The following is a 22,691-nucleotide window of genomic DNA, read 5'->3' as shown; positions in this document are numbered from 1 at the left end:
CGCGCGCGGTATACGCGTGTAGTCAAGTGACGACATTTGACTACTGGTTTACGAGAAAAGACAGACCTTGACTTGGACAGAACAAGTGCATTATTAGGAGGTGGTGTTCGCATTGCGGACACGAGACTGTAACGGAACAGGCGCGCGACGCCGTCCACTTGATGGACGTCATGACTCCGTGCGCCCCCTGTGCACCGGCACTGTTGGTTAGGTCACGCTTACCGTTCGTTCCACTCGGGCATGCAGCCGATTAGAGTCGGTCGGCGGAACGCCCAGTTATCGGCGGAAAGCCAGGCCGACGCCCCCCGTGGACCCCCACTTCCGAGGACACGATTGCCATGCCTCGTCCGACTGCCGCACAGCTCGCCTACGGTTCGTTCACCGTGATCTTCTCGACGCTCGCCATGCTGCTGCTGTCGCAGACGAGTTCGGGTGTGGGGATCGCGGTCATCGCCATCGCGGGACTCGCCCTCGGGCTCCTGGTCGCCATGACGGTTCCGCTGCCGAGGCAGAGCGCCGTCCGGGGACCGCGGCCCGTCGCCGCCCTGCGGGAGGCGCCGGCACCCGTCGTGGCCTCGGTCGCCTCGGTGGCGTCCGAGCCCGTGCACGAGCGCGCCGCTTCCTGACCCCTCCCGGCGCGTCCAGACACGAACGCGCCGGGTCTCTCCGCGTCTGCCCGGCACGAACCGGCAGGACAGAGCACGAACCGGCACGACCGGCCGCGCCGCGGCCTCAGCCGGTCCTGACGACCACCGTCTTGGCCGCCTTGTCGTGCAGGCCCTGCTTGTAGGGCTTGTCGAAGAAGCTCCAGCCGCCCGCGATCGCGGTCCAGATACAGGCGCAGCAGAAGGCGAACGGAATCCACAGCACGGCTGAGCGGACCAGTGTGTTCTGCACGGAGGGCGTGGCGCCGTTGTCCAGGTTGGCCACCCGCATGCCCAGCCACTTCTTGCCGAGCGTCTGCCCCGACCTGCTGATCAGGATCGTGTCGTAGGCGATGTAGAGGACCGCGGCGACCAGCGACTGCGCGAAGGACCTGCCGACCTCGAACTTGTCGCTGTCCACCTCGTACTCGCGGACGTTGAAGGCCCAGGTCAGCAGCCAGACCACGACGCCCACCATGATCATGTCGATGATCCGGGCCAGCGTGCGCTTGCCGCTGTCGGCGAGCGGCGGCATCCCGGCCAACGGGTCCGAGGCGTAGGGGCCGCCGGGGCCGCCGGGACCACCGCCGTAGGGGCCGCCGCCGCCGTAGGGATCACCTCCGCCCGGACCGCCCGGACCGCCGCCGCCCGGACCGCCGCCGTAGGGGTCGCCGCCGTAGGGGCCGCCCTGGTGGGGCGGGGGCCGGCTGCCGTGCGGGGCGTCGGACGGCGGGCCCGAACCCGGGCCGGGTGCGCCGGGCGGGGGCTGCTTCCTGAACGGGTCGTCCTCCGGTGGCTGCTGACCGGAGCCGGGAGGCGGTTCGCTGCTCATGGCCCGAGTCGACCGCGAACCCCCCGGCTCCGCATCCGGCGAGCGGCCGTACGGGGGACCGAATCAGCCGGCTCCGGTGCCGTATACGGTCATCCCGCCACGAACGTATGCGCGGCCTTGTCGTGCCAGCACTGGTGCCACGGCCGGTCGAACAGGCCCCACAGGACACCCACGACACCCACCACGAGCAGGCCGGGCACACTGTAGACGAGCCAGCGGCGCAGGGCTCCGCCGAAGGTCGGGGGCTCGTGGCCCTCGATGTCCCGTACCTCCAGGCCCAGCAGCTTCTTGCCGAGGGTGCGGCCCCACCTGGCCGTGGGCAGCACCTCGTAGAGGACGCCGAAGACGAGCAGGACGGCCAGGACGATGCCGAGGTACACCGAGGTCGTGCCGTCGAGCAGCCAGACCGTGACGGTCTCGCCGGAGAGCTTGGCCGCGTCGATCTTCTCGTTGACGTGGTCGAGCGCCCGGGTGCCGAGCGGTACGGCGGCCGCCCCGGTGACGCCGGCCAGGACGACGGTGTCGATCAGCCGGGCCGTGAGCCGCTTGCCGAGCCCGGCGGGCCTGGCCTCCGACTGCCGCCGGGCGGCCGCCTGGAACACGTCCTCGACCGGCGGCTTCCAGGGCGTGACGGGCTGATCGTCGCCGGGCGCCCCCGCCAGCCGGTGCACCTGCTGCGCCCACGAGGGCTGACCGCCACCGGAACCGGCGGCCATCGGGGCGGAAGCCGCCTCCTGCTGGGGTCCGGCGGCCTGCTGGGGCACCGCCGGCGCCGCCGCCTGCCGACCGGGGGCGGAGGACGCCGAGGGGGCGGAGGAAGCGGCGGGTGTCGAGGGGGCGACAGGGGCTGGAGCAGCGGCATGGGCCGACGGGGCGGCGGGAGCGGAGGATGCCGCACGGGCCGACGGGGCGGACTGCGGGCCGGAGGCCGGGGCCGCCTGCTGCGGTCCGGACAGGGCCGCCGAGGCCGGGGCGGCCTGGGACGCCGCGGCGCGGGCGGCAGCGGCCTTCCCGGCACCGAAGCCGGGCGCTCCCGGCCCACCGGCCGCCGCGTCTCCACGGGCCGCCACCGGCCCGCCGAAGCCGCCGTCCGCCGACGCCGGTTGACCGCCCGCGCCGGGGCCGCCCGCCTGCGCCGACGGGCCCGCCGGGTTCGTGCCGCCGGTCTGCGCCCCGGGCGCCGGGTGCTGCTGCCCCGCGCGCGGGGAGAGCGCACGGAAGGTCATGGTGCCCTCGTCGGCGGCGGGGCCGCCGGGACCGGGGATGTGCGGAGTGGCCGCCGGCGCGGAGGCGCCGGGTGTCGCGGTGCTGCCGGCCGGGCTGTCGCCCTGACCCGCCGTCGGCCGGCGGAACACGAACGTCCCGCCGGCGCCGCCCGCGTCCGAGGGCGCCGGGCCCGCGGGCGGCGCCGTCGCCGGGCCGTCCGTGGGGGCGGCGCGGTCGTCGGGCCGCGCGGGGTCGCCGGCCGGCAGCCGCGGGTCGGGGCCCTGCGGGGAGCCCCAGGACACCCGGCGGTCCTGCTCGCCGCCGAAGCCGGCCTGCCGGGACCGGTCGGCGCCCCAGGCGGACGCGGGCTCGGGCCGGCTGCCGTGGCGGGCGTCGGGGACGGAGGGGGCGGAGGGGGCGGAGGTGGCGACCGGGTCCTCGTCGAAGAAGAACGGGCCTGTCTCCTCAGCCGAAGCCGAAGCCGAAGCCGATTCGGGCGCGGGCGCGTGTGTGTGCGCCGGTGGTGCGCCGGTCGGTGGTGCGAGCGACCCGCCGTCCGTGGGCGCCGGACGGCTGGTGCCGGGCACCCACGCGGCACCGTTCCAGTACCGGACATATCCAGGAATGGACGGGTCCGGGTAAAACCCTTCGCGGGGCCTGTCGTCACCGGGGGCCGGGGTTGGGGCGCTCATGTCCGTCGTCCCGTATCTGCTCGGGGGTCAAATGGGGGCCTCCACATCTATCAGACCGGCGCAAGCCCCACCGCCAGTCCCGCCGGACCCGCCCCTTTCCGGGCAACCTCGTACACGTACTTCACACGATCAGGGCGCCCGCGGGACACGGCCGGAGAAAATGTTCCGCGAACCCGCGTAATGCTCCGGGCCGCACCCCCTCTCCACTCGTACGGGCCCACCGCCGGGCCCCCTACGAGCAGTTCGCGAGCTTCGTGAGAGAGGACGGCACGCCATGCGCCACGCAGTCGTTGAGCGGGAACTGGAAGTCAGACTCATCCTGTCGCCCGAGCGCAGCATCCCGGTCCCGGCCCGGCTGAGCTACCGCACCGACGACCCGTACGCCGTCCACGTCACCTTCCACACCGGCTCGGACCATCCGGTGAGCTGGACCTTCGCCCGCGAGCTGCTCGTGGAGGGGGTGTTCCGGGCGTCCGGGCACGGGGACGTGCGGGTGTGGCCGACGAAGACGGAGGGGCGCGGGGTCGTCCTGATGGCGCTCAGCTCACCCGACGGGGACGCCCTCCTGGAGGCTCCCACGGCACAGGTCTCGGCCTGGCTGGAGCGCACGCTGCGGGCGGTGCCCCCGGGCTCGGAGGCGGAGCAGCTGGGCATCGACGAGGGCCTGGCCGAGCTGCTCGCGCCCACGCCGGCCGACGAGTTGTGGCTGTGCGACCCGTGGCCCTCGGACGAGTCGCAGGACGGGGAGTGACCGGTCGTCCGGAGAGCCGGAGCCGGGAGGGGCGGGGCAGACGTCAGAACAGCTTGCCCGGGTTCAGCAGGCCCAGCGGGTCGAACGCCGTCTTGATCGCCCGCTGCATCTCCACCCCGACCGGGCCGATCTCCCGCGCCAGCCACTCCTTCTTCAGGACGCCCACGCCGTGCTCGCCGGTGATCGTGCCACCGAGTTCCAGGCCGAGAGCCATGATCTCGTCGAAGGACTCGCGGGCGCGCCGGGACTCGTCGGGGTCCTGGGCGTCGAAACAGACGGTCGGGTGGGTGTTGCCGTCGCCCGCGTGCGCGCACACCCCGATGGTGAGCCGGTACTTCTCGGCGATCCGCTCGACCCCCTCGAGCATGTCCCCCAGCCTGGAACGGGGCACGCACACGTCGTCGATCATCGTCGTGCCCTTGACCGCCTCGAGCGCGGTGAGGGACAACCGGCGTGCCTGGAGGAGCAGTTCGGACTCCGCCGCGTCCTCCGCCGGTACGACCTGGGTGGCGCCGGCCGCCTCGCACAGCGCGCCGACGGCGGCGAGGTCGGCGGCCGGGTCCGCGGTGTCGAAGGCCGCGAGCAGCAGCGCCTCCGTGCTCTCCGGCAGTCCCATGTGCGCGAGGTCGTTGACCGCCTTGACCGTCGTACGGTCCATCAGTTCGAGGAGGGACGGCACGTGACCGCCGGCCATGATCCGGCACACGGCGTCGCAGGCTGCGGCCGCGGACGCGAACTCGGCCGCCAGCACCAGCTGCTCGGGCGGCTTCGGGCGCAGCGCCAGGATCGCCCGTACGACGACGCCCAGCGAGCCTTCCGAGCCCACGAACAGGCGGGTGAGGTCGTATCCGGCGACGCCCTTGGCGGTACGGCGGCCGGTGGACATGAGGCGGCCGTCGGCCAGCACCACGTCCAGCCCGAGCACGTACTCGGCCGTCACCCCGTACTTGACGCAGCACAGGCCGCCGGAGGCGGTGCCGATGTTGCCGCCGATTGTGCACATCTCCCAGCTGGAGGGGTCCGGCGGGTAGCACAGGCCGTGCGCGTCGACCGCGCGGGAGAGGGCCGCGTTGACGACGCCGGGCTCCACCACGGCGATGCGGTCGACCGGGTTGATCTCGAGGATCCGGTCCATCTTCGTCAGGGACAGCACGATGCAGCCGTCGGAGGCGTTGGCCCCGCCCGACAGGCCGGTGCGGGCGCCCTGCGGGACGACCGGGACGCGCAGCTCGGTGGCGGTGCGCATGACGTGCCGGACCTGGTCGACCGTGCGGGGCAGGACCACCGCGGCCGGGGCGCCGGCCGGGCAGAAGCTCGCCATGTCGTTGGCGTAGGAGGCCGTGACGTCCGGGTCCGTCAGGACGGCCTCGGCGGGCAGACCGCTCAGGAGCCGGTCCACGAGGGTGCCGGCCGTTTCCGTGTCTTCGTCGGGACGCGCTTGGATACGGCTCATGATCACAGCGTCGCACCCGGGGCCATCGGTGTGAACCCCGTCTGCGCCGACCGCCGTATGCCGCGGTGTGGTCGTCGTGGGGACGCACAGTGATCGCCATGGAGAGCCAACAGGACACCCGTGACCCGGCGGACAGGCGGCGCCCGCGCGTCGGCCGGCGGTTCCTGCTCACCTCCGTCGCCGGGTGTGCCGTGCTCGGCGGGGGGTTGATGCTGCTGCCCCGGGAGTCGACGCCGCCCCCGGCGCCCGCACCGGCACCGGGGGCACAGGCGCTGACCGCGGTCGCCGCCGGGGCGCCGGCCACGCTGCCCGGCCTCGCCGCGCTGATCGGCGAGCGGGAGGCCCATCTGCGGACGCATCCCAAGGACGCCCGGTCGTGGGCGGTGCTGGGGACGGCGTACGTGGAGCAGGGCCGGCGGACCGCCGACGCCGCATCCTGCTACCCGCGGGCCGAGCGGGCGCTGCGCACCTCGCTGAAGGTGCGCGGGCGAGGGAACGCGGAGGCGCTGGAGGGCATGGCGGCCCTGGCGAACGCGCGCCGGGACTTCCCCGCGGCACGGACCTGGGCCGAGGCGGCGCTGAAGCTGGACCGCGGGCGGTGGACGACGTATCCGCAGCTGATCGACGCGTACACGGGGCTCGGCGACTACAAGGCGACCGGGCGGACCCTGGACAAGCTGCTGGAGCTGCGGTCCGGGCCTGCCGTGCGGGCGTGGGCCGCGACCGTCTACCGCGACCGGGGCCGGCGTGAGGACGCGGCCGCCGCCCTGTCCGACGCCGCGGCCGCGGCGCGGTCCCCGGCCGAGCAGGCGGCGTGGCTGGAGCGGGTCGGGCAGCTCGCGTTCGAGCGCGGCGACCGGGAGGAGGCGCTGCGGCACTTCCGGGCCGCGGTGCGCCTCGACCCCGATCAGCGGGCCGCGCAGGCCGGGGAGGCCCGGACGCTGGCGGCGCTGGGGCGCACGACGGAGGCGCTGAACGCGTACCGGGCCGCGCTGGCCAGGCAGCCGCTGCCGCAGTACGCGCTGGAGCTGGGTGAGCTGTACGAGTCGCTGGGGCTCGGGCAGGCGGCCCGGGTGCAGTACGACCTGCTGCGGGAGCGGGTGCGGAGCTCGGCGGCGGGCGGGGTGGACGACGAGTTGCTGCTCGGGCAGTTCGAGGCGGACCACGGCGACGCGCGGGCCGCCGTACGACGGCTGCGGGCGGAGTGGCTGCGCCAGCCCGGGACCGCGGTGGCCGACGCGCTGGGCTGGGCACTGCACCGCAACGGGGAGGACACGGAGGCGCTGAAGTTCGCCACCGCGGCGACGGACAAGGTGCACGGGGGCGGGGTCCGCAGCGCGCCGTACGCCTTCCACCGGGGCATGATCGAGCGGGAGCTGGGCATGAGCTGGCCGGCGCGGCGGCATCTGGAAGAGGCGCTGCGTATCAACCCGTACTTCTCACCGCTTCAGGTTCCCCTGGCGCGGGAGGCGCTGAGGGCCCTGGGCGAGCCCCCGGCGGGGGCCCCGCCCGCCGGGGCGGAGGGCGGGGAGGACGAGGACGGCGGGGAACCCGACGACGCCGGGGAGCCGGGCGGTTCGCGGTCCTAGGAGTCCTGGGTCCCGCGACGCCTACAGGTTGCCGCGCTTGTCCTGCTCCCGCTCGATCGCCTCGAACAGGGCCTTGAAGTTGCCCTTTCCGAAGCCCATCGAGCCGTGCCGTTCGATGATCTCGAAGAAGACGGTCGGCCGGTCCTGGACCGGCTTGGTGAAGATCTGCAGCAGGTAGCCGTCCTCGTCGCGGTCGGCGAGGATCTTCAGCTCGCGCAGGGTGTCGACGGGGACGCGGGTGTCGCCGACCCACTCGCCGAGGGTGTCGTAGTACGAGTCGGGCGTGTCGAGGAACTGGACTCCGGCGGCCCGCATCGTCCGTACGGTCTGCACGATGTCGTTGGTGTTGAGCGCGATGTGCTGGACGCCCGCGCCGCCGTAGAACTCCAGGTACTCGTCGATCTGGGACTTCTTCTTGGCGACGGCGGGCTCGTTGATCGGGAACTTGACCTTGAGCATGCCGTCCGCGACGACCTTCGACATCAGCGCGCTGTACTCGGTCGCGATGTCGTCGCCCACGAACTCCTTCATGTTCGTGAAGCCCATGACCTCGTTGTAGAAGCCGACCCACTCGTTCATCCGGCCGAGTTCGACGTTGCCGACGCAGTGGTCGATGGCCTGGAAGGTGCGGTGGGCGGGCGGCTCGACGATCGGGGCGGCGGAGACGAAGCCCGGAAGGTAGGGGCCGTCGTAGCCGGTGCGGTCGACCAGGGTGTGGCGGGTCTTGCCGTACGTGGCGATGGAGGCGAGCACGACCGTGCCGTGCTCGTCCTTCAGCTCGTACGGCTCGGCGACCGGACGGGCGCCGTGCTCGACCGCGTAGGCGTACGCGGCCCGGGCGTCCGGCACCTCGATGGCCAGGTCGACGACGCCGTCGCCGTGCTCGGCCACGTGCTCGGCGAGGAAGTGCCCCCAGGTGGTGGCGGGCCTGATGACCGAGGTGAGGACGAAACGGGCCGAGCCGTTCGTGAGCACGTACGAGGCGGTCTCGCGGCTGCCGGTCTCCGGTCCGGAGTAGGCGACGAGCCGCATGCCGAAGGCGGTCGAGTAGTAGTGCGCCGCCTGCTTGGCGTTGCCGACGGCGAAGACGACCGCGTCCATTCCCTTGACCGGGAAGGGGTCGGCCTGCCGGGCGGTGTCGGGAGTGTGCTGTGTGGTCTGCGTCATGTCGGCAGCCTCGCCCTCCCCCGCAAGGTGCGCAATAGTTCGCGTATGTGCTGGGCAATATGCCCAGCGGTCTGCCCGGATCGCCGGGCGTTGTGTACAGGATGACCAGCTCCGGAGGCTGAAGTGGCGATCGACCGTCTGGACGGCCGGATCATCGTGCTGCTGGCGCGGGAGCCGCGCGTCGGGGTGCTGGAGATGTCCCGGCGGCTGGGGGTGGCCCGGGGGACCGTGCAGGCCCGCCTGGACCGGCTTCAGTCGAACGGTGTCATCCGCGGCTTCGGTCCCCAGGTCGATCCGGCGGCGCTCGGCTACCCGGTGACCGCCTTCGCGACCCTGCAGATCCGGCAGGGGCAAGGGGCCGACGTACGGGCGCACTTGGCGGGCGTACCCGAGGTGCTGGAGCTGCACACGACCACCGGCGGCGGGGACATGCTGTGCCGTCTCGTGGCCCGCTCGAACGCCGACCTCCAGCGCGTGATCGACCGGGTTGTCGGCTTCGACGGCATCGTCCGGGCCTCCACGGCGATCGTCATGGAGAACCCCGTTCCGCTGCGGGTCATCCCCCTCGTGGAGCAGGCAGCACTGCACGAGTGAGGCGGCGACACCCCGGAACGGAACGAGCCGTCGGCCGACACGGCGACTTACAAAGATAGCGTTGCAAAGAACTCTTTGCAACGCTATCTTTGCACGCATGACGGAGCACGAAGAACGCAAGCGGCGTCATCTCGACGCCCGCTCGCTGCGCGGCCTCGCGCATCCCCTGCGCATGCAACTCCTGGACGCACTGCGGCGCGGCGGGCCGGCGACCGCCTCCCGACTGGCCGAGCGGCTGGGCGAGTCCAGCGGGGCGACCAGCTACCACCTTCGCCAACTCGCCTCGCACGGCTTCGTCGAGGACGCGCCGGAACACGGCAAGGGGCGGGAGCGCTGGTGGCGGGCGGTGGACCAGGGACTGGTCTTCGACAGCGCCGAGTTCGAGGGCGCCGGTCCCGAAGTGCGCGGAGCGGCCGAGTTCTACCTGCACGAGATTGCCAACACTCACGCCCGTGAACTGTCCGCCTGGCTCGCCACCCGGGACGACTGGGCCAAGGACTGGACACAGGGCTCCGACATGAGCGATTCCACGCTACGGCTCACTCCGGCCCTGGCCGCCGAGCTCGTCCAGAAGATGCACACCCTGATCGACGGCTACCGCGACCTGGTCACCGAACCGGACACCCCGGAAGCCGAGCAGGTACGGATCCACACGCACCTCTTCCCCATCAGTACGGACTGAGAGGCCACCACCGATGCATCCCGAGACCAGGCTCGCCCTGCACCGCGCCCACGCCGCCGACCTGCGCGCCGAGGCCGAGGCCCACCGCCTCGCCCGCGCCGCCCGGCGCCCGCGTGACCTCCGTGCCCGCCTCGGCTGGACCCTGGTGGAGGTCGGTCTGCGCCTCGCCGCTCCCTCGCGGCCGGCCCTCACGTCCCTGGGCCAGGCCTAGCAACCGGGTACGGAGCCCTTGCCCTGCTCCAGGGCGACCAGGGAGGACACCGCGTTCTTCAGGGTTGTCACCGGGACGAGCCGCAGGCCCTCGGGGAGTTCGGACTGGGCGTCGGAGCACTCCGCCTTCGGCACCAGGAACACCGTCGCCCCGTCCCGCCTCGCGGCCTGCGTCTTCAGGGCCACACCCCCGACCGCGCCGACCGTCCCGTCGGTGTCGATCGTGCCCGTACCGGCGATGACGCGGCCGCCGGTGAGATCGCCGCCGCTGCCGTCGCCGTCCAGCTTGTCGATGATGCCGAGGGTGAACAGGAGGCCGGCGCTGGGACCGCCGACGTCGGCGAGCTCCAGCGTGACCTTGACGTTCTTGTCGTCGAGGTCCAGGTACGCGAGCGCGGCCTCGGTGGCCGCGTCCTGGGACTCCTTCATCTGCGCGGTGTTGTGCCGCTCGATCTCCTTGGTGTTCTGGCCGCTCGGATAGACCGAGTCGCGCGGCATGACCGCCCGGTCGGTGCGGAACCAGGAGTCGACGATGTCGCCCAGCGCGACGTGCGCGTCGGGGTTGGTCGCCTCGATGGTCGTCATCCGCAACTGCCCGCTCGTGTCACGGGTCGGCACGCCGGAGATGGTGATCACCTCGGTGCCCTGGTTCTTGCCGAGGACGTTCGCCGTGAGACCGGGCTGCGCCAGCGAGAACGGCAGCGGCGCGAAAGCCGCCGTGGCGAGAAGAGCCACGACAGGCAGGGCACAGACGGCGACGGCCTGGGGGCGTGTGAGGCGAGAGAGCACGGGATCAATCTAACGTGACGACGACTTCCGGCCAGGGGCGGGCGGGCGGTGCCGGGGCTCAGCCGCCGGCCGCCCTCCGCCCTCCGCCGACCGCCGACCGTCAGGCGTCAGGCGTCAGGCGTCAGGCGTCAGGCGTCAGCGCAAGGCTTCCGCGACCTCGCGTGCCGCGTCGACGACCCTCGGTCCCACCCGTTCCGGTACGGCGTCCGCCAGCATGACGACTCCGACGCTGCCCTCGACCCCCGTGACCCCGAGCAGCGGGGCGGCCGCCCCGCTCGCGCCGGCCTCCAACTCCCCGTGCGTCAGCGTGTATCCCGGCTCCTGTGCGGGCTTCTGCCGCGCGGAGAGGATCGCCCGGCCCGCGGCCCCGCGGTCCAGCGGGTGCCGGAACCCGGCGCGGTAGGCGACGTGGTAGTCCGTCCAGGTCGGCTCGACCACGGCCACGGCGAGTGCCTCCGCCCCGTCCACCAGGGTGAGGTGAGCGGTCGCCCCGATGTCCTCGGCCAGCGACCTGAGCGCGGGCAGCGCCGCCTCTCGCACCAGCGGATGCACCTGGCGGCCCAGCCTCAGCACGCCGAGCCCGACCCGGGCACGTCCGCCCAGGTCACGTCGTACGAGCGCGTGCTGCTCCAGCGTGGCGAGCAGCCGGTACACCACCGTCCGGTTCACCCCCAGCTTGTGGGACAGCTCGGTGACGGTCAGCCCGTGGTCCGTATCGGCCAGCAGTTTGAGGACACGTAGTCCCCGGTCGAGCGTCTGGGAGGTCTCCGCGGTCACGACGCCCACTCCTTAAGTGGTGAGGTCGGCAACCTCCGTCGCGGCAGATGCGTCACGAAGTCCCGTCCGTGACGCGCGTCAGAGGCCGCCGATCAGCTGGCGATCCGGCCAGTCCGGACCGCGTCGCTTCACGGCTGCGCTCCGCGGCGGCGCTGCCACGGGGCGTGTGCGTAGCGGGACAGTAGCGAAGCAGGTTCGCTGAGCGGAAGGCTCCGTCCAGAATCCGGGCAGTGTCCGGGACGGACTACGTCCGTTTGTCCCCATACGTACGGCGCGTGGCGGGATCGCGCGCCCCGAAGCCGGACACGGTGTCGTATGTCACTGCAGGCTGTCGCCGGAGGCTGTCACCGGAGGCCTCACCGCATACGGGTGGCCCACTCCTGCACCTTGGCGATGCGCTGCCGCAGTTGTCCGGCCGTGGCCTCGGCGCTCGGCGGCCCGCCGCACACGCGCCGCAGCTCGGTGTGGATGACCCCGTGCGGCTTGCCGCTCTGGTGGACGTACGCGCCGACCATCGTGTTGAGCTGCTTGCGCAGCTCCATCATCTCCTTGTGCGAGACGACGGGCCGCCGCTCGGCGGGCAGTTCCAGCAGGTCGGCCTCGTCGTCCGGCTTCTTGCGGCTGTGCGCGATCTGCCTTGCCTGCCGTTTCTGCAACAGGAGTTGGACCTGGTCGGGCTCCAGCAGGCCGGGAATGCCGAGGTAGTCCTGCTCCTCCGCGCTGCCGGGGTGGGCCTGCATGCCGAACTCGGCGCCGTCGTAGAGGACACGGTCGAAGACGGCCTCGGACTCCAGGGCCTCGAAGGCGAACTGCTCCTGCTCGCCGGTGTCCTCGTCCTGCTCCTGGTTCGCCTCCTCCATCTCCTTCTCGGACTCGGCGTACGGGTCCTCCTCGCCCTCCTTCTTCGGCTTGTCGAGGGCGTGGTCCCGTTCCACCTCCATCTCGTTGGCGAAGGTGAGCAGATCGGGGACGGTCGGGAGGAACACGGAGGCGGTCTCGCCGCGCCGCCGGGAACGGACGAAACGCCCGACGGCCTGCGCGAAGAAGAGCGGGGTCGAGATGGTCGTGGCGTACACGCCGACCGCGAGCCGCGGCACGTCGACCCCTTCGGACACCATGCGCACGGCGACCATCCAGCGGTCGTCGCTCTGGCTGAACTCGTCGATCCGGTTGGACGCGCCGGCGTCGTCGGACAGGACGAGGGTCGCCCTGCTGCCGGTGATCTCGCGAATCAGCTTGGCGTAGGCGCGGGCGGAGTCCTGGTCGCTGGCGATGACGAGGGCGCCCGCGTCCGGGATGCCCTTGCGGACCTCGGTGAGCCGCCGGTCGGCGGCGCGCAGCACGCTGGGCATCCACTCGCCGCGCGGGTCGAGCGCGGTACGCCAGGCCTGCGAGACGGCGTCCTTGGTCATGGGCTCGCCGAGCCGGGCGGCGATCTCGTCACCCGCCTTGGTCCGCCACCGCATGTTGCCGCTGTAGGAGAGGAAGATGACGGGCCGGACGACCCCGTCGGACAACGCGCTCCCGTAGCCGTACGTGTAGTCGGCGGCGGACCGCCGGATCCCGTCGTTGCCCTCCTCGTAGGCCACGAACGGGATGGGGTTGGTGTCGGACCGGAAGGGCGTACCGGTGAGCGCCAGACGGCGGGTGGCGGGCTCGAAGGCCTCCAGGCACGCCTCGCCCCAGGACTTGGAGTCACCGGCGTGGTGGATCTCGTCCAGGATCACCAGTGTCTTGCGCTGCTCGACGCGGTTGCGGTGCAGCATCGGCCGCACGCCGACACCCGCGTACGTGACGGCGACCCCCTGGTAGTCCTTGCCGAGCGGGCCCGCGCTGTACTCGGGGTCCAGCTTGATCCCTATCCGGGCGGCGGCCTCGGCCCACTGCTTCTTCAGGTGCTCGGTCGGCGCGACCACGGTCACCTGCTGCACGACGTGGTGGTGCAGCAGCCAGGAGGCGAGGGTCAGCGCGAAGGTCGTCTTCCCGGCGCCGGGTGTCGCGACCGCGAGGAAGTCGCGCGGCTGCTCCTGGAGGTACCTCTCCATCGCCCCCTGCTGCCAGGCACGCAGCTTGCCGGCGGTGCCCCAGGGGGCGCGGCCGGGGAAGGCGGGAGAGAGGTGGTGGGACGTGGAGGAGGCGGCGGTGGTAGTCACGGTCTCCGTAGGGGGGTCGAATGGGAGGGGCCGCGCGCGGCGCGTCGGGTGGGACGAGTGGTGTGTGACGGGCGGGCGGGCGGCTTGCTACGTATGACAACCGGGCCACCCTACCGGCGGCCCGGCGGTGTCCACGCGCGGACAAGGCCGGGTGACTCGTGGGTGGGATCCACGTCACAGCCCCGCTGTACGACTCACCGCTCCCGCAGCCGGGTCGTCACCCACGCCCCCACCAGCGCCACTCCCGCCATCGGCAGGAAGACCGCGGCGAAGGCCGCCGGGTGCCCGCCGGACGCCTCCGTGGCGGCGTGGGTCACCGTGCCGCCGCCCAGGGCGGCGAACGCGGCGCCGCCCGCGGCCAGCAGGAGCACGTTGGACAGGCCGTCGGAGATCTGGAGGGCGGCCGAGTTGGCGCCGGCCTCGGCCGGGGCGGACAGGTGCAGCAGGAGCACGCTGGTGGAGGAGATCACCAGGCCCATCCCGAGGCAGCCGAAGGCCCAGGCGACCGCCACGGTCCAGGCGGGCACGGCGTCGATCAGCACGCTCGGCGCCGCGGCGATGGCGGCCGCCACCAGCACCATGCCGAACGTCATCAGCCGCTCCCGGTACGGCTCCACCCGCGGCCGGGACTGCACCCACGAGCCCAGCGCCCAGGTCCCGCCGCCCGCCGCGAGCGAGAACCCGGCCAGCGTCGGGGAGAGCCCCCGCTGGGTGACCAGCATCAGCGGCACGAAGGACTCGGCCGCGATGAAGGAGCCCGCGGCGACCCCGCGCAGCAGCACCACCGACGGCAGTCCCCGCGCCGCCCGCCAGGTGCCGTGCGGAAGCAGCCCGAGCACGGCCGGCCCGAGCAGCGCGACCCCCGCGGCGGCCGGGATCAGCGACAGCCACCGCAGATCCTGCGCGGCGTACTGGAGCAGCCCCGCCCCGAGGGAGATACCGAGCGCCAGCCGGATGCGGCGGCGCCCGGAGGAGACGCCGGTCCCGCTCTCCGGGGCGCCCTCGACCGGGCCCGCCGCCCGGCGTCGTATCTGCGGAAGCGCCAGCGCCAGCGGGAACACCACCAGCATCGGGATCCCGAGGAACACCCAGCGCCAGCCGAGGTGTTCGGTCACCGTGCCCGAGGCGAGCGGGCCGACGACCGACGGGACGACCCAGCTCGCCGCGAACGCCGCCATGATCGACGGCCGCAGCCGCTGCGGATAGGCCCGTCCGACGACGACGTACAGCGCGACGATCACCAGTCCGCCACCCAGCCCCTGCACGGCCCGGCCGAGGATGAACAGCCACATCGCGGCCGCCGTGCCGGCCAGCACGAGCCCGGCGGCGAAGGCGGCGATGCCCGCCGTCAGCGCGCCCAGCGGGCCCCGCCGGTCCGACCACTGCCCGGCAAGGACCATCCCGAACAGGCTCGTCGTGAAGTACCCCGAGAACGCGAACGCGTACAGCGACACCCCGTCCAGCTCCCGCGCCGCGACCGGCATCGCCGTACCGACCGCCGTCGCCTCGAACGCGATCAGCAGCACGACGGAGACGATCCCGACGCTCAGCGCCCGGTACGGCCGGCCGAGCACGGTCTCCTCGCACTCGGCGACCGGTGAGGGGGCAAGGGTCTGTGCGACGCCGGTGTCGCGCGGTTCCGGGGCGGTCATGGTGGCCAGCGTAAGGGCCACGAGACGCTTTTGCCCCTGTCCACGGGATGCCTCGCACCGGGACCTTGGTCCTACGACCACCGGCGATCCCCACGCTCCTTTCATGAACGGCGTATGGCAGTCCCGTTGCGGCACACCCGACGTCCTTGAACCCCTCCCCCGCCCCGCCCTACGGTCGACTCACCGAGTCCGACGCCGGTGACACCCGACCGACGACTCCACCAGTGACCGTGTGCCCGAGTGGTTCAGGGGCTCGCCTGCAAAGCGAGTTACGTGGGTTCGAATCCCGCCACGGTCTCCATGTCCGGCCGAGCCGGAGCACGAGGGCGGCACCGCTTCGGGGGTGTCGCCCTCCTCGCTCCCGGGACGGTGGTCCCACGGCCCGCGGCTCACCGGGCCCACGCGTCGGGCCCGCCGCCGCGCCACTCGATCCGGTCGGACTGCCGTACCCAGTCGTCGTCGACGTTCTCCAGTCCCGCGAGGCGCAGGAACTCCACGATGTCCAGGACTCCGTACGCCATCCCGAGGAACCGGTCGGCGGCTCGGACCCGCCGACCGCCGTCTCCGCCGGGCGGATAGATCACGATGGGCTGCACGATGACCATGGCTACAGCCTGCGGTCGGGGCGGGAGGGGCGCACGGTGTGATGCGCCGGCCGCGTGCCGCCCGGGTCGGCCGCCCGGCCTGGGAAGGCCGGGTGGTCAGTGGCGCTCGCCCGCCTCCTCCTGGAAGAGGTCCGTCCAGTCGGGCCGGTCCGTCTCGGGCGTGGTGGCCGTCCGGTCGGCGGTCGACAGGACGTGGATCATCGTGGCGGCGAGCTGGTCGTAGGTGTCCGTCGTCAGCTCCTGGGCCAGGCCCGCGTCGGTGTTCTCGTCCCGGTGCAGCAGCCAGAGCGTGCACGCGAGCGTGGAGAGGTCGGTGTTCAGCGGATACGGGGTGGCCTCGGGCTCGCTCCAGTTCAGGACCGCGCCCGTGGCGCCGTCGAGGACCAGGCTGTTGCCCTCGTCGAGCTGACCGAGGCGTATCAACTCCTCGGCACAGGAGGGCAGTTCGGCCGGGCCGGACTCCGTGGGCCACTGGTCGGCGTAGTGCTCCGCGAGAGTCGGCAGCGGTGCGTCGGTGTCCAGGTGGAAGAGGAACGCGTCCTCCGGCAGACCGGTTTCGCGCAGGAAGCGGCGGGTCGGCTCATGGGTGAGGGCCGCGGGGAAGTCGACGTCCTCGAAGCGGGCCACCCCGCCCTGGCCGAACTCCTGGTCCAGCAGCCGGGCCGGCAGGTCCAGGGCCAGTCCGGAGTCGGTGCCCGGACCCGGGTTCGCCGCGAGGGACAGGGGCCGGATCAGGGCCGCCAGCTTCCACAACGGCGTCGGCTCGCCGCCCGCGCTCCCCTCGAACTCCGCGAGCAGCCGCCGGGACGCGCGCGCCGCCGCCTCCGCCCCGAAGCGTCCGGCGTACGAGGCGAACTGACCTCGCAGGCGCGCCAGTTCGTCGGTCACGGCGGCGAACCGCACCAGCGTCCGCAGCGCGGGTGCGAGCGGGCGGCGGTCCATCAGGTCGGGACGGTCATGGAAGAAGTACGTCGGGTCGACCGTGGAGTCCGCCATCGTCCTGAGGCCTTCCCGGCGCAGCTCGTCGAAGGTCAACAGGTCCCTGTGCGGGGGCGGTTCGGCGTCGGTCGGCCAGTAGTGCGCCGACCCGTGGGTGACGTACGTTTCCAGGTCTCGCTCGGTCAGGGCGATCACCGCGGTACAGGTGTCGATCGTGCTCATGGTTCCCCCGTGCATGCGTCGCGCGGTCCCCCGGCAGGGCACACCCCAGCCGTCCGGTCCCGTCGAAGGGGCCGTCCCCCACTGGTCGAAGCGGCCGTCCCCCACTGCTCGGAACACTACGCCGCGCCACTGACAACGCCCGGATCGGCGGCGCCACCGGCACCGGCCGGCTCCGCCGCGCCACCGGCACGCCCTGCCCCACAGGACGCTCAGCGGACCCTCGCCCGTTCCCTCCCGGCCAGAATCGCCTCGACCGTCTCCGTCACCGTCAGCCGCGAGGTGTCCAGCCACAGACCGAGGCGCGGAGTCCCGGCCCGCAGCCCACCGTCCAGTTCCCCGACCGTCCAGGCCCCGTAGCCGGTCTTCGCCCGCCCGGCCTCCCGGGCCGCCACCGTCTCCGGGTCGGGCGCGAGGACGACGACGTACAGCGGGCGGGTACGCAACAGGCCGACGAAGGCGGGCAGTTCCTCCCCCAGCACCACGTCCTGCACCACCGCCGTGAAGCCCGCCCGCGCGTAGGCGTCCGCCGTCTCCGCCGACAGCCGGTGGCGCAGCCTGAGTTGCGCCTCGGCCTCGGCGCCCGCGCCGGGAACGTAGTCCTCGCGTCCGGAGACGATCATCCGCCGGAACAGGTCGCCGCGGACGTGCGCGGCGCGCGGCAGCCGTTCGGCCAGGGCCTGCGCGACCGTCGACTTGCCCGCGGCCATGATGCCGGTGACGAGGACGACGCCGTCCATCACGTGAGGTAGATGCCGCCCAGCACGACGACGACCGCCGCCAGGACGAACACCAGGACCCACAGCAGCAGCTTCCCGACGCTGGGCGGGGGCTCGTAACGCGGTGGCTCGGGTGCGGTCACTGGCCGGTCACCACCGCCGCCTGCGGCCGTATCGGCAGCCGGTTCACGGGGCGGCCGGTGGCGGCCCGAACCGCGGAGGCGATCGAGGCCGGGGAGGTCACCACCGGCACCGCGCTGGCCGCCTTCGCGCCGAAGGGCGCGACCACGTCCCGTTCCTCGACCAATTTGACGATGTGGATGTCGGGCGCGTCCAGCGCGGTGGGCAGGGCGTACCCGGTGAGGTCGGGATGGCGGACCAGCCCGCGCGCGGTACGCAGGTTCTCCGTCAGCGCGATGCCCACGCCCTGGGTGACGCCCGCCTCGATGCGCGCCGCGAGCTGGGTGGGGTTCAGCACCCGGCCCACGTCCTGGGCGAGCGCCAGCTCCACCACCCGTACCGAGCCGAGTTCGATGTCGACGTCCACCACCGCGCGGATCGCGCAGAAGGCGAGGCCCACGAAGGCGTCGCCCTGGCCGGCCGCGTCCAGCGGCTCCGTCGGATGGGGGCGGCACTGGGCCGTGGCCCACAGCTCCTTGCCCTCCATCGCCTCGGTGACCGTGGTCGACAGCACACCGTCGTACGACGTGATCTTGCCGTCGGTGATCTGGAGGAGTTCGGTGGACATGCCGAACTTGTGCGCCAGGGGCTGCAACAGCTGCGTGCGGACCATCTTGGCGGCCCGCTCCACCGCGCCGCCGGACACCCAGGTGTGGCGGCCCCGGCAGCCCGGGCCGGCCGGCGGCTGGTCGGTGTCGACGGGCGCCACGTGCACCTCGTCGATACCGAGCGTCTCCTGCACGATCTGTCTCGCGAGGGTCGTGAAGCCCTGTCCGGTCTCGACGGCCGCGCACAGCACCGTCGCCACGCCGTCCTGGACCCGCACGGTGGCCGTGGAGACCTCGTCGGCGCCCTCCGCGCCCAGCATGTGCACCATGCCCAGCGCGTAGCCCACGCCCCGGCGCACCGCGCCCGGTTCGCCCGCGCCCTCGGGACCGCCGGGCAGCAGCCACTCGTCCTCGGGGGTGTCCTTGGGCAACGGCGGCAGGGGGTAGTCCCGTACCGCCTGGAGGAGTTCGGCGACCGGCGCCGGGCAGGTGACCGTCTGGCCCGTCGGCAGGACGTCACCGGTGGCCATGGCGTTGCGCAGGCGCAGCTCGGCCGGGTCGAGGCCGAGCTTCTTGGCGAGCTTGTCCATCTGCGCCTCGTAGGCGGCGCACACCTGCATGGCGCCCTCGCCGCGCACATGGCCCGACGGCGGGTTGTTGGTGCGGACGGCCCAGCCCTCGATGAAGGCGTTCGGCACGACGTACGGCCCGCAGGCGAAGCCCACGGCGGCTGCCAGCGTCTCGGCGGACGTGTCCGCGTAGGCGCCGCCGTCGAGCAGGATCTGCGCCTCGACCTTGACGAGTCTGCCCTCGGCGTCCGCGTGGTGGCGGTAGCGCAGCAGGGTGGGGTGCCGGTGGGCGTGCCCGAGGAAGGACTCCTCGCGCGTGGCGGTCAGTTTCACCGGGCAGCCGGTCTTCAGCGCGAGCAGGCCGAGCGGGAGCTGGAAGCCCTGGTCCTCACGGTCGGCGGTGGCGCCGGGCACACCGGTGACGACGACCTTCACGCGCTCGGGGTCCAGGCCGTAGCAGGCCGCTGCCGCGTCGCGGTCGGTGTGCGGGTCCGTGGACGCCACGTACAGCTCGACGCCGCCGTCGGGGCGGGGCACGGCGAGGCCGGCCTCGGCGCCGATCGGGGCGGGGTCCTGGCGGCCGATGCGGTACTGGCCCTCCACGACGACGTCACCGGTCGCGTCGGGGTCTCCGTGGTGCAGCGGGATGTGCCGGATCAGGTTGCCGTCGGGGTGCAGCGGCTCCGCCTCGAAGGCCTGCTCCGGGTCGGTCACCGGGTCGAGCACCTCGTACTCGACGATGACGGCGGCGGCGGCCATGCGCGCGGTGTCGGGGTGATCGGCGGCGACGGCCGCGATGGGCTCCCCGTGGTGGCGTACGACGTCCGAGGCGAACAGCGGGCGGTCGGCCTTGCCGCGACCGTGCGGTGCGCTGCCGGGGACGTCCTCGTGGGTGACCACGGCCCGTACGCCGGGCATCTCGCGCGCGTGGGAGGTGTCGATGGACAGGATGCGCGCGTGCGCGTGCGGGGACCGCAGTACGGCCGCCCACAGCAGGCCCTCGGCCCACAGGTCGGCCGCGTACGGGAAGGTGCCCTCGGTCTTGGCGCGGGCGTCGGCGGGCTGCAGGGAGGCGCCCAGACCGTGCGGGATTCCCTCGGGGGCGGGGGCTGCCTCCGCGGTGGTCGCGGTGGCGGCTTCGTTGCTCACGCCTGGCCTCCGTCCTGTCCGTACGCCTGGTCATGGGTTCGCGGCGACTCGAACGCCGAGGGGTTGACCCCGCCGGCTCCCGGGCCCGCCTGGTGAGGGATACGTGCCTCGTCGCCGTCGTGTTCGGCGTCGCCGGCCCTGCCGTGCGCCTCGCGTTCGGCGGCGACCTCCTTGACGGCCTCGACGACACCCCGGTAGCCGGAGCAGCGGCACAGGTTGCCGCACAGGGCCTGCCGGGTCTCGAGTTCGGTCGGCGCCGGGTTGCCCTCGAGGAGGTCGTGCACGGTCATCGCCATGCCGGGCACGCAGAAACCGCACTGCACGGCCCCGCACCTGGCCAGCGCCCGCTGTACGTCCGAGGGCTGCCCGTCGACGGCCAGGCCCTCGACCGTACGGACCTCGCTGCCCGCCGCGGTCACCGCCGGCACTAGGCAGGACGCCACGAGCCGTCCGTCGACCTGGACGTTGCAGGCCCCGCACTCGCCCTGCGAGCAGCCGTCCTTGGCGCCCGCGAGTCCGAGCCGCTCGCGCAGCACGTAGAGCAGGGACTCGCCGATCCAGGCGTCGCTGACCGGGCGTTCGGTGCCGTTGACGCGCAGCACGTAGGAGGCGAGGGGGTGTTCCTCGCCGGAGGGGGCGGGGGCGTCGCCGGGCGTTCCGGAGCCGGCGTCCTCGGCGGGTTCTCCGGGCGCCTCGGGGCCGGCTGTCCCGTCACCGGTCTCGGTGCCGGGCTCGTCGAGGGGCGGGGAGGGTCGCTGAGCGGCCTCTGCGGCCTCTTGCGCGGCCTCGGCGGCCTCCCTGGCCTCATCGGCTTCCACGGCGGCCTGTGAGGCGGCCACGGCGACTTCGGCGGGTGTTTCCCCGTAGCGTCCGGCGGAGGCGTCGTGCGCGCTCGGGCCCGGCCCGGCGAGCCGCGGGTCCGCCGGCTCTTCCGGTCGGCCGACGGGCTGTGCGTGTCCGGGCCCGGGCACGCCCTGCCGCTCGGCCGTTCCGGTGTCCGGCGACGGCTGCGTCCAGGGCTGGGCCGGCTGTGTCGCCCAGGGCGCGGACGCGCCGCCGGGAAGTGTGGCCGGGGGCGTGCCGCCCCACTGCTCGACCAGCGCGGACGTGGTGAACTCGCCCGATTCGTCCGGAAGGTCGCCGCCGGCGACGGGGATCGACCACTGTCCGGTGACGTCGTGCCCCGGAGCGGCCGCGGCGTCCGCCGCCGTGACGTCCCCGAAGTCCCACTGCCCGGTGGCCCCGGGGCGGTAGGCGAACCGGTCGTCGCCGGTGTCCTGGGGCAGGGCGTTCGGGTCGGGCCACCGGGGGCCGTCGGCGGGCATCGCCCAGGTGCCGGCCGGCGCCGGATCGGTTCCCTCGTCCGTGGCGGGAGCGACCGTTATCGGCGGCGGCACGTATCCGTGGCCGGGCGCGGCGAGCGGGGTGTCGGCCGACGCGAGGAGCGCGTCGATGCCGCCCTCCGGCAGTTTCACGAAGGCGGTGGCGCCGTCGTCGTAGTCGCCCTGGGGCAGCGGGTCCCAGCGGCCACCGCTCCTGGGCGTGCCCTCTCCGTGCTGGTCGTCGGTCACGACAGCGCCCTCCCCAGTGCTCGTCGGGCCAGTGCGGCGACGGTGCGCCGCAGGTGCAGTACGGCCGGCGGATGCTGCGGTACGGAGCCGTCCTCGGCCTGGGCCGGGTCGGGGATACAGGCCGCGGCGACGTACTCGCCGAAGGCGCTCAGCGCCTCCGGGACGATCGCGCGGCCGTTGTCCCAGTCGATGAGCCGGCCGACCCACTGCTCGGCCTCCAGGGGCCTGAGCGGCATCGGGGCTATGGCGCCGACGGCACACCTGACTCCGCGCCGGGCGGGGTCGAGGACCAGCGCGACGGACGCCATCGCCCGCCCCGGTCCGGTGCGGCCGGTCGCCTTCAGGAAGACCTGCGGCGCGTGCAGCAGCGGCACGCGCACGTAGCCGATGAGTTCGCCGGCCCGCAGCATCTCCATGCCGGCCAGCAGGTGCGACACCGGCATCTCCCGGCGGGCTCCGCCCGGACCGGCGATGATCAGCGTCGCCTCCAGCGCCGCCAGCACGGGCAGCGCGTCCCCGGTGGGGGCGGCGGAGGCGATGTTGCCGCCCAGGGTGCCCGCGTTGCGGATCTGCGGCGGGCCCGCGGCGCGTGCGGCGGCCGCGAGCGCGGGGATGAGGGCGGCGAAGTCGGGGCGGCCCATGCGCGCGTGAGTGAGGCCCGCGCCGAGCAGCGCGTGCCCGTCCTGGTACTGCCAGCCACGGATCTCGCTGATCCGGCCGAGGCCGACGAGTGCGGCCGGCCTGAGCTGCCCTGAGTTGACGGCGGCCATCAGGTCGGTGCCGCCCGCCACGGGCACGGCGGCGGGCGTGGCGGTGAGTGCCGCCACTGCCTCGTCCAGCGTCGTGGGCAGCGTGACGGCCTGCCCCGCCTGCGGTGCGTGCGTGGTCAAACCGGCTGCCCCTTCCCGCTGCCCCACCTGGTCCCACCTGTGCTGCCGTACGGTACGTGCTGACAGGGCGGACGTGGCAACTCTGGCACATCTTCGCAACACCCGAAGACG

21 protein-coding genes and 1 tRNA gene are annotated in these 22,691 nt (G+C 73.3%); 7 read left to right on the top strand and 15 right to left on the bottom strand.

Annotation, left to right across the window (positions count from 1 at the left end):
- The first annotated feature begins 338 nt into the window (after positions 1–338).
- Entirely contained in the window at positions 339–626 is a 288-nt protein-coding gene (locus tag OG985_RS28185) for a hypothetical protein (protein WP_371671137.1), read from the top strand.
- A 106-nt stretch (positions 627–732) separates the two neighbouring features.
- On the opposite strand, the gene OG985_RS28180 is transcribed toward OG985_RS28185, so the two are convergent.
- Both OG985_RS28180 and OG985_RS28175 read right to left on the bottom strand, forming a co-directional pair.
- The gene (locus OG985_RS28180; protein WP_371671136.1) at positions 733–1,476 is read right to left on the bottom strand and encodes an RDD family protein; all 744 of its coding nucleotides are present in this window, start codon (positions 1,474–1,476) and stop codon (positions 733–735) included.
- An 89-nt stretch (positions 1,477–1,565) separates the two neighbouring features.
- Positions 1,566–3,374 (bottom strand): RDD family protein, encoded by a 1,809-nt coding sequence (locus OG985_RS28175; RefSeq protein WP_371671135.1) that lies wholly within the window; start codon positions 3,372–3,374, stop codon positions 1,566–1,568.
- 274 nt (positions 3,375–3,648) lie between these two features.
- On the opposite strand from OG985_RS28175, the gene OG985_RS28170 reads away from it, so the two are divergent.
- Entirely contained in the window at positions 3,649–4,125 is a 477-nt protein-coding gene (locus OG985_RS28170; protein WP_371671134.1) for an SsgA family sporulation/cell division regulator, read from the top strand.
- Between the two features lie 43 nt (positions 4,126–4,168).
- On the opposite strand, the gene OG985_RS28165 is transcribed toward OG985_RS28170, so the two are convergent.
- The gene (locus OG985_RS28165; protein WP_371671133.1) at positions 4,169–5,584 is read right to left on the bottom strand and encodes an FAD-binding oxidoreductase; all 1,416 of its coding nucleotides are present in this window, start codon (positions 5,582–5,584) and stop codon (positions 4,169–4,171) included.
- A 92-nt stretch (positions 5,585–5,676) separates the two neighbouring features.
- Here OG985_RS28165 and OG985_RS28160 point away from each other — a divergent pair, with 92 nt between their 5' ends.
- Entirely contained in the window at positions 5,677–7,167 is a 1,491-nt protein-coding gene (locus tag OG985_RS28160) for a tetratricopeptide repeat protein (RefSeq protein WP_371671132.1), read from the top strand.
- Between the two features lie 21 nt (positions 7,168–7,188).
- Here OG985_RS28160 and hppD read toward each other — a convergent pair whose 3' ends face one another.
- Positions 7,189–8,334 carry a 4-hydroxyphenylpyruvate dioxygenase gene (gene hppD, locus OG985_RS28155; protein WP_371671131.1) on the bottom strand — a complete coding sequence of 382 codons (1,146 nt, stop codon included), beginning with the start codon at positions 8,332–8,334 and terminating at the stop codon, positions 7,189–7,191.
- Between the two features lie 123 nt (positions 8,335–8,457).
- Here hppD and OG985_RS28150 point away from each other — a divergent pair, with 123 nt between their 5' ends.
- The 3 genes from OG985_RS28150 (at position 8,458) to OG985_RS28140 (ending at position 9,821) form a co-directional block, all read left to right on the top strand.
- Entirely contained in the window at positions 8,458–8,928 is a 471-nt protein-coding gene (locus tag OG985_RS28150) for an Lrp/AsnC family transcriptional regulator (protein WP_371671130.1), read from the top strand.
- A gap of 97 nt (positions 8,929–9,025) precedes the next feature.
- Entirely contained in the window at positions 9,026–9,610 is a 585-nt protein-coding gene (locus OG985_RS28145; protein ID WP_371671129.1) for an ArsR/SmtB family transcription factor, read from the top strand.
- A 13-nt stretch (positions 9,611–9,623) separates the two neighbouring features.
- Positions 9,624–9,821 (top strand): hypothetical protein, encoded by a 198-nt coding sequence (locus tag OG985_RS28140; protein ID WP_371671128.1) that lies wholly within the window; start codon positions 9,624–9,626, stop codon positions 9,819–9,821.
- On the opposite strand, the gene OG985_RS28135 is transcribed toward OG985_RS28140, so the two are convergent.
- The 4 genes from OG985_RS28135 to OG985_RS28120 form a co-directional block, all read right to left on the bottom strand.
- A complete protein-coding gene (locus OG985_RS28135; RefSeq protein WP_371671127.1) occupies positions 9,818–10,609 on the bottom strand; it encodes a S16 family serine protease in 792 nt (263 codons plus the stop codon). The two genes, OG985_RS28140 and OG985_RS28135, sit on opposite strands and share 4 nt — an antisense overlap.
- Before the next feature lie 135 nt (positions 10,610–10,744).
- Positions 10,745–11,386 (bottom strand): IclR family transcriptional regulator, encoded by a 642-nt coding sequence (locus OG985_RS28130; protein WP_371671126.1) that lies wholly within the window; start codon positions 11,384–11,386, stop codon positions 10,745–10,747.
- A gap of 356 nt (positions 11,387–11,742) precedes the next feature.
- The gene (locus OG985_RS28125) at positions 11,743–13,539 is read right to left on the bottom strand and encodes a DEAD/DEAH box helicase (RefSeq protein WP_371671125.1); all 1,797 of its coding nucleotides are present in this window, start codon (positions 13,537–13,539) and stop codon (positions 11,743–11,745) included.
- A gap of 194 nt (positions 13,540–13,733) precedes the next feature.
- Positions 13,734–15,191: an MFS transporter gene (locus OG985_RS28120; RefSeq protein ID WP_371671124.1), complete on the bottom strand. Its 1,458-nt coding sequence runs from the start codon at positions 15,189–15,191 to the stop codon at positions 13,734–13,736.
- 226 nt (positions 15,192–15,417) lie between these two features.
- On the opposite strand from OG985_RS28120, the gene OG985_RS28115 reads away from it, so the two are divergent.
- A tRNA-Cys gene (locus OG985_RS28115) sits at positions 15,418–15,492 on the top strand.
- 88 nt (positions 15,493–15,580) lie between these two features.
- Here OG985_RS28115 and OG985_RS28110 read toward each other — a convergent pair.
- From OG985_RS28110 to OG985_RS28080, 7 genes are all read right to left on the bottom strand, one after another.
- On the bottom strand, positions 15,581–15,796 hold the full coding sequence (locus OG985_RS28110; protein ID WP_371671123.1) for a hypothetical protein: 216 nt from the start codon (positions 15,794–15,796) through the stop codon (positions 15,581–15,583).
- Positions 15,797–15,892: 96 nt separating this feature from the next.
- Complete coding sequence (locus tag OG985_RS28105; protein WP_371671122.1) at positions 15,893–16,957, bottom strand: SUKH-4 family immunity protein; 1,065 nt, start codon at positions 16,955–16,957, stop codon at positions 15,893–15,895.
- 209 nt (positions 16,958–17,166) lie between these two features.
- Positions 17,167–17,694 carry an AAA family ATPase gene (locus OG985_RS28100; protein ID WP_371671121.1) on the bottom strand — a complete coding sequence of 176 codons (528 nt, stop codon included), beginning with the start codon at positions 17,692–17,694 and terminating at the stop codon, positions 17,167–17,169.
- Positions 17,694–17,816, bottom strand: coding sequence for a hypothetical protein (locus tag OG985_RS28095; protein WP_371671120.1), 123 nt, complete (start codon positions 17,814–17,816; stop codon positions 17,694–17,696). Before OG985_RS28095 ends, OG985_RS28100 begins: the two co-directional genes overlap by 1 nt.
- A complete protein-coding gene (locus OG985_RS28090) occupies positions 17,813–20,119 on the bottom strand; it encodes a xanthine dehydrogenase family protein molybdopterin-binding subunit (RefSeq protein WP_371671119.1) in 2,307 nt (768 codons plus the stop codon). Before OG985_RS28090 ends, OG985_RS28095 begins: the two co-directional genes overlap by 4 nt.
- Positions 20,116–21,690: a 2Fe-2S iron-sulfur cluster-binding protein gene (locus tag OG985_RS28085; RefSeq protein ID WP_371671118.1), complete on the bottom strand. Its 1,575-nt coding sequence runs from the start codon at positions 21,688–21,690 to the stop codon at positions 20,116–20,118. Before OG985_RS28085 ends, OG985_RS28090 begins: the two co-directional genes overlap by 4 nt.
- Entirely contained in the window at positions 21,687–22,580 is an 894-nt protein-coding gene (locus OG985_RS28080; RefSeq protein ID WP_371671117.1) for a xanthine dehydrogenase family protein subunit M, read from the bottom strand. The genes OG985_RS28085 and OG985_RS28080 overlap by 4 nt, the downstream gene beginning before the upstream one ends.
- Between the last annotated feature and the right edge of the window lie 111 nt (positions 22,581–22,691).

It is taken from the genome of Streptomyces sp. NBC_00289 (assembly GCF_041435115.1).
Classification (GTDB): Bacteria; Actinomycetota; Actinomycetes; order Streptomycetales; family Streptomycetaceae; genus Streptomyces.
This window is presented reverse-complemented; position numbering and strand designations above follow the sequence as displayed.

What these genes read in the sequence shown, in the direction of transcription:
- OG985_RS28170 (WP_371671134.1), top strand. Translation starts at nt 3,649, where the DNA reads ATGCGCCACGCAGTCGTTGAGCGGGAACTGGAAGTCAGACTCATCCTG.
- OG985_RS28110 (WP_371671123.1), bottom strand. Translation starts at nt 15,796, where the DNA reads ATGGTCATCGTGCAGCCCATCGTGATCTATCCGCCCGGCGGAGACGGC.
- OG985_RS28145 (WP_371671129.1), top strand. Translation starts at nt 9,026, where the DNA reads ATGACGGAGCACGAAGAACGCAAGCGGCGTCATCTCGACGCCCGCTCG.
- OG985_RS28175 (WP_371671135.1), bottom strand. Translation starts at nt 3,374, where the DNA reads ATGAGCGCCCCAACCCCGGCCCCCGGTGACGACAGGCCCCGCGAAGGG.
- OG985_RS28160 (WP_371671132.1), top strand. Translation starts at nt 5,677, where the DNA reads ATGGAGAGCCAACAGGACACCCGTGACCCGGCGGACAGGCGGCGCCCG.
- OG985_RS28105 (WP_371671122.1), bottom strand. Translation starts at nt 16,957, where the DNA reads ATGAGCACGATCGACACCTGTACCGCGGTGATCGCCCTGACCGAGCGA.
- hppD (WP_371671131.1), bottom strand. Translation starts at nt 8,334, where the DNA reads ATGACGCAGACCACACAGCACACTCCCGACACCGCCCGGCAGGCCGAC.
- OG985_RS28180 (WP_371671136.1), bottom strand. Translation starts at nt 1,476, where the DNA reads ATGAGCAGCGAACCGCCTCCCGGCTCCGGTCAGCAGCCACCGGAGGAC.
- OG985_RS28120 (WP_371671124.1), bottom strand. Translation starts at nt 15,191, where the DNA reads ATGACCGCCCCGGAACCGCGCGACACCGGCGTCGCACAGACCCTTGCC.
- OG985_RS28100 (WP_371671121.1), bottom strand. Translation starts at nt 17,694, where the DNA reads ATGGACGGCGTCGTCCTCGTCACCGGCATCATGGCCGCGGGCAAGTCG.
- OG985_RS28140 (WP_371671128.1), top strand. Translation starts at nt 9,624, where the DNA reads ATGCATCCCGAGACCAGGCTCGCCCTGCACCGCGCCCACGCCGCCGAC.
- OG985_RS28185 (WP_371671137.1), top strand. Translation starts at nt 339, where the DNA reads ATGCCTCGTCCGACTGCCGCACAGCTCGCCTACGGTTCGTTCACCGTG.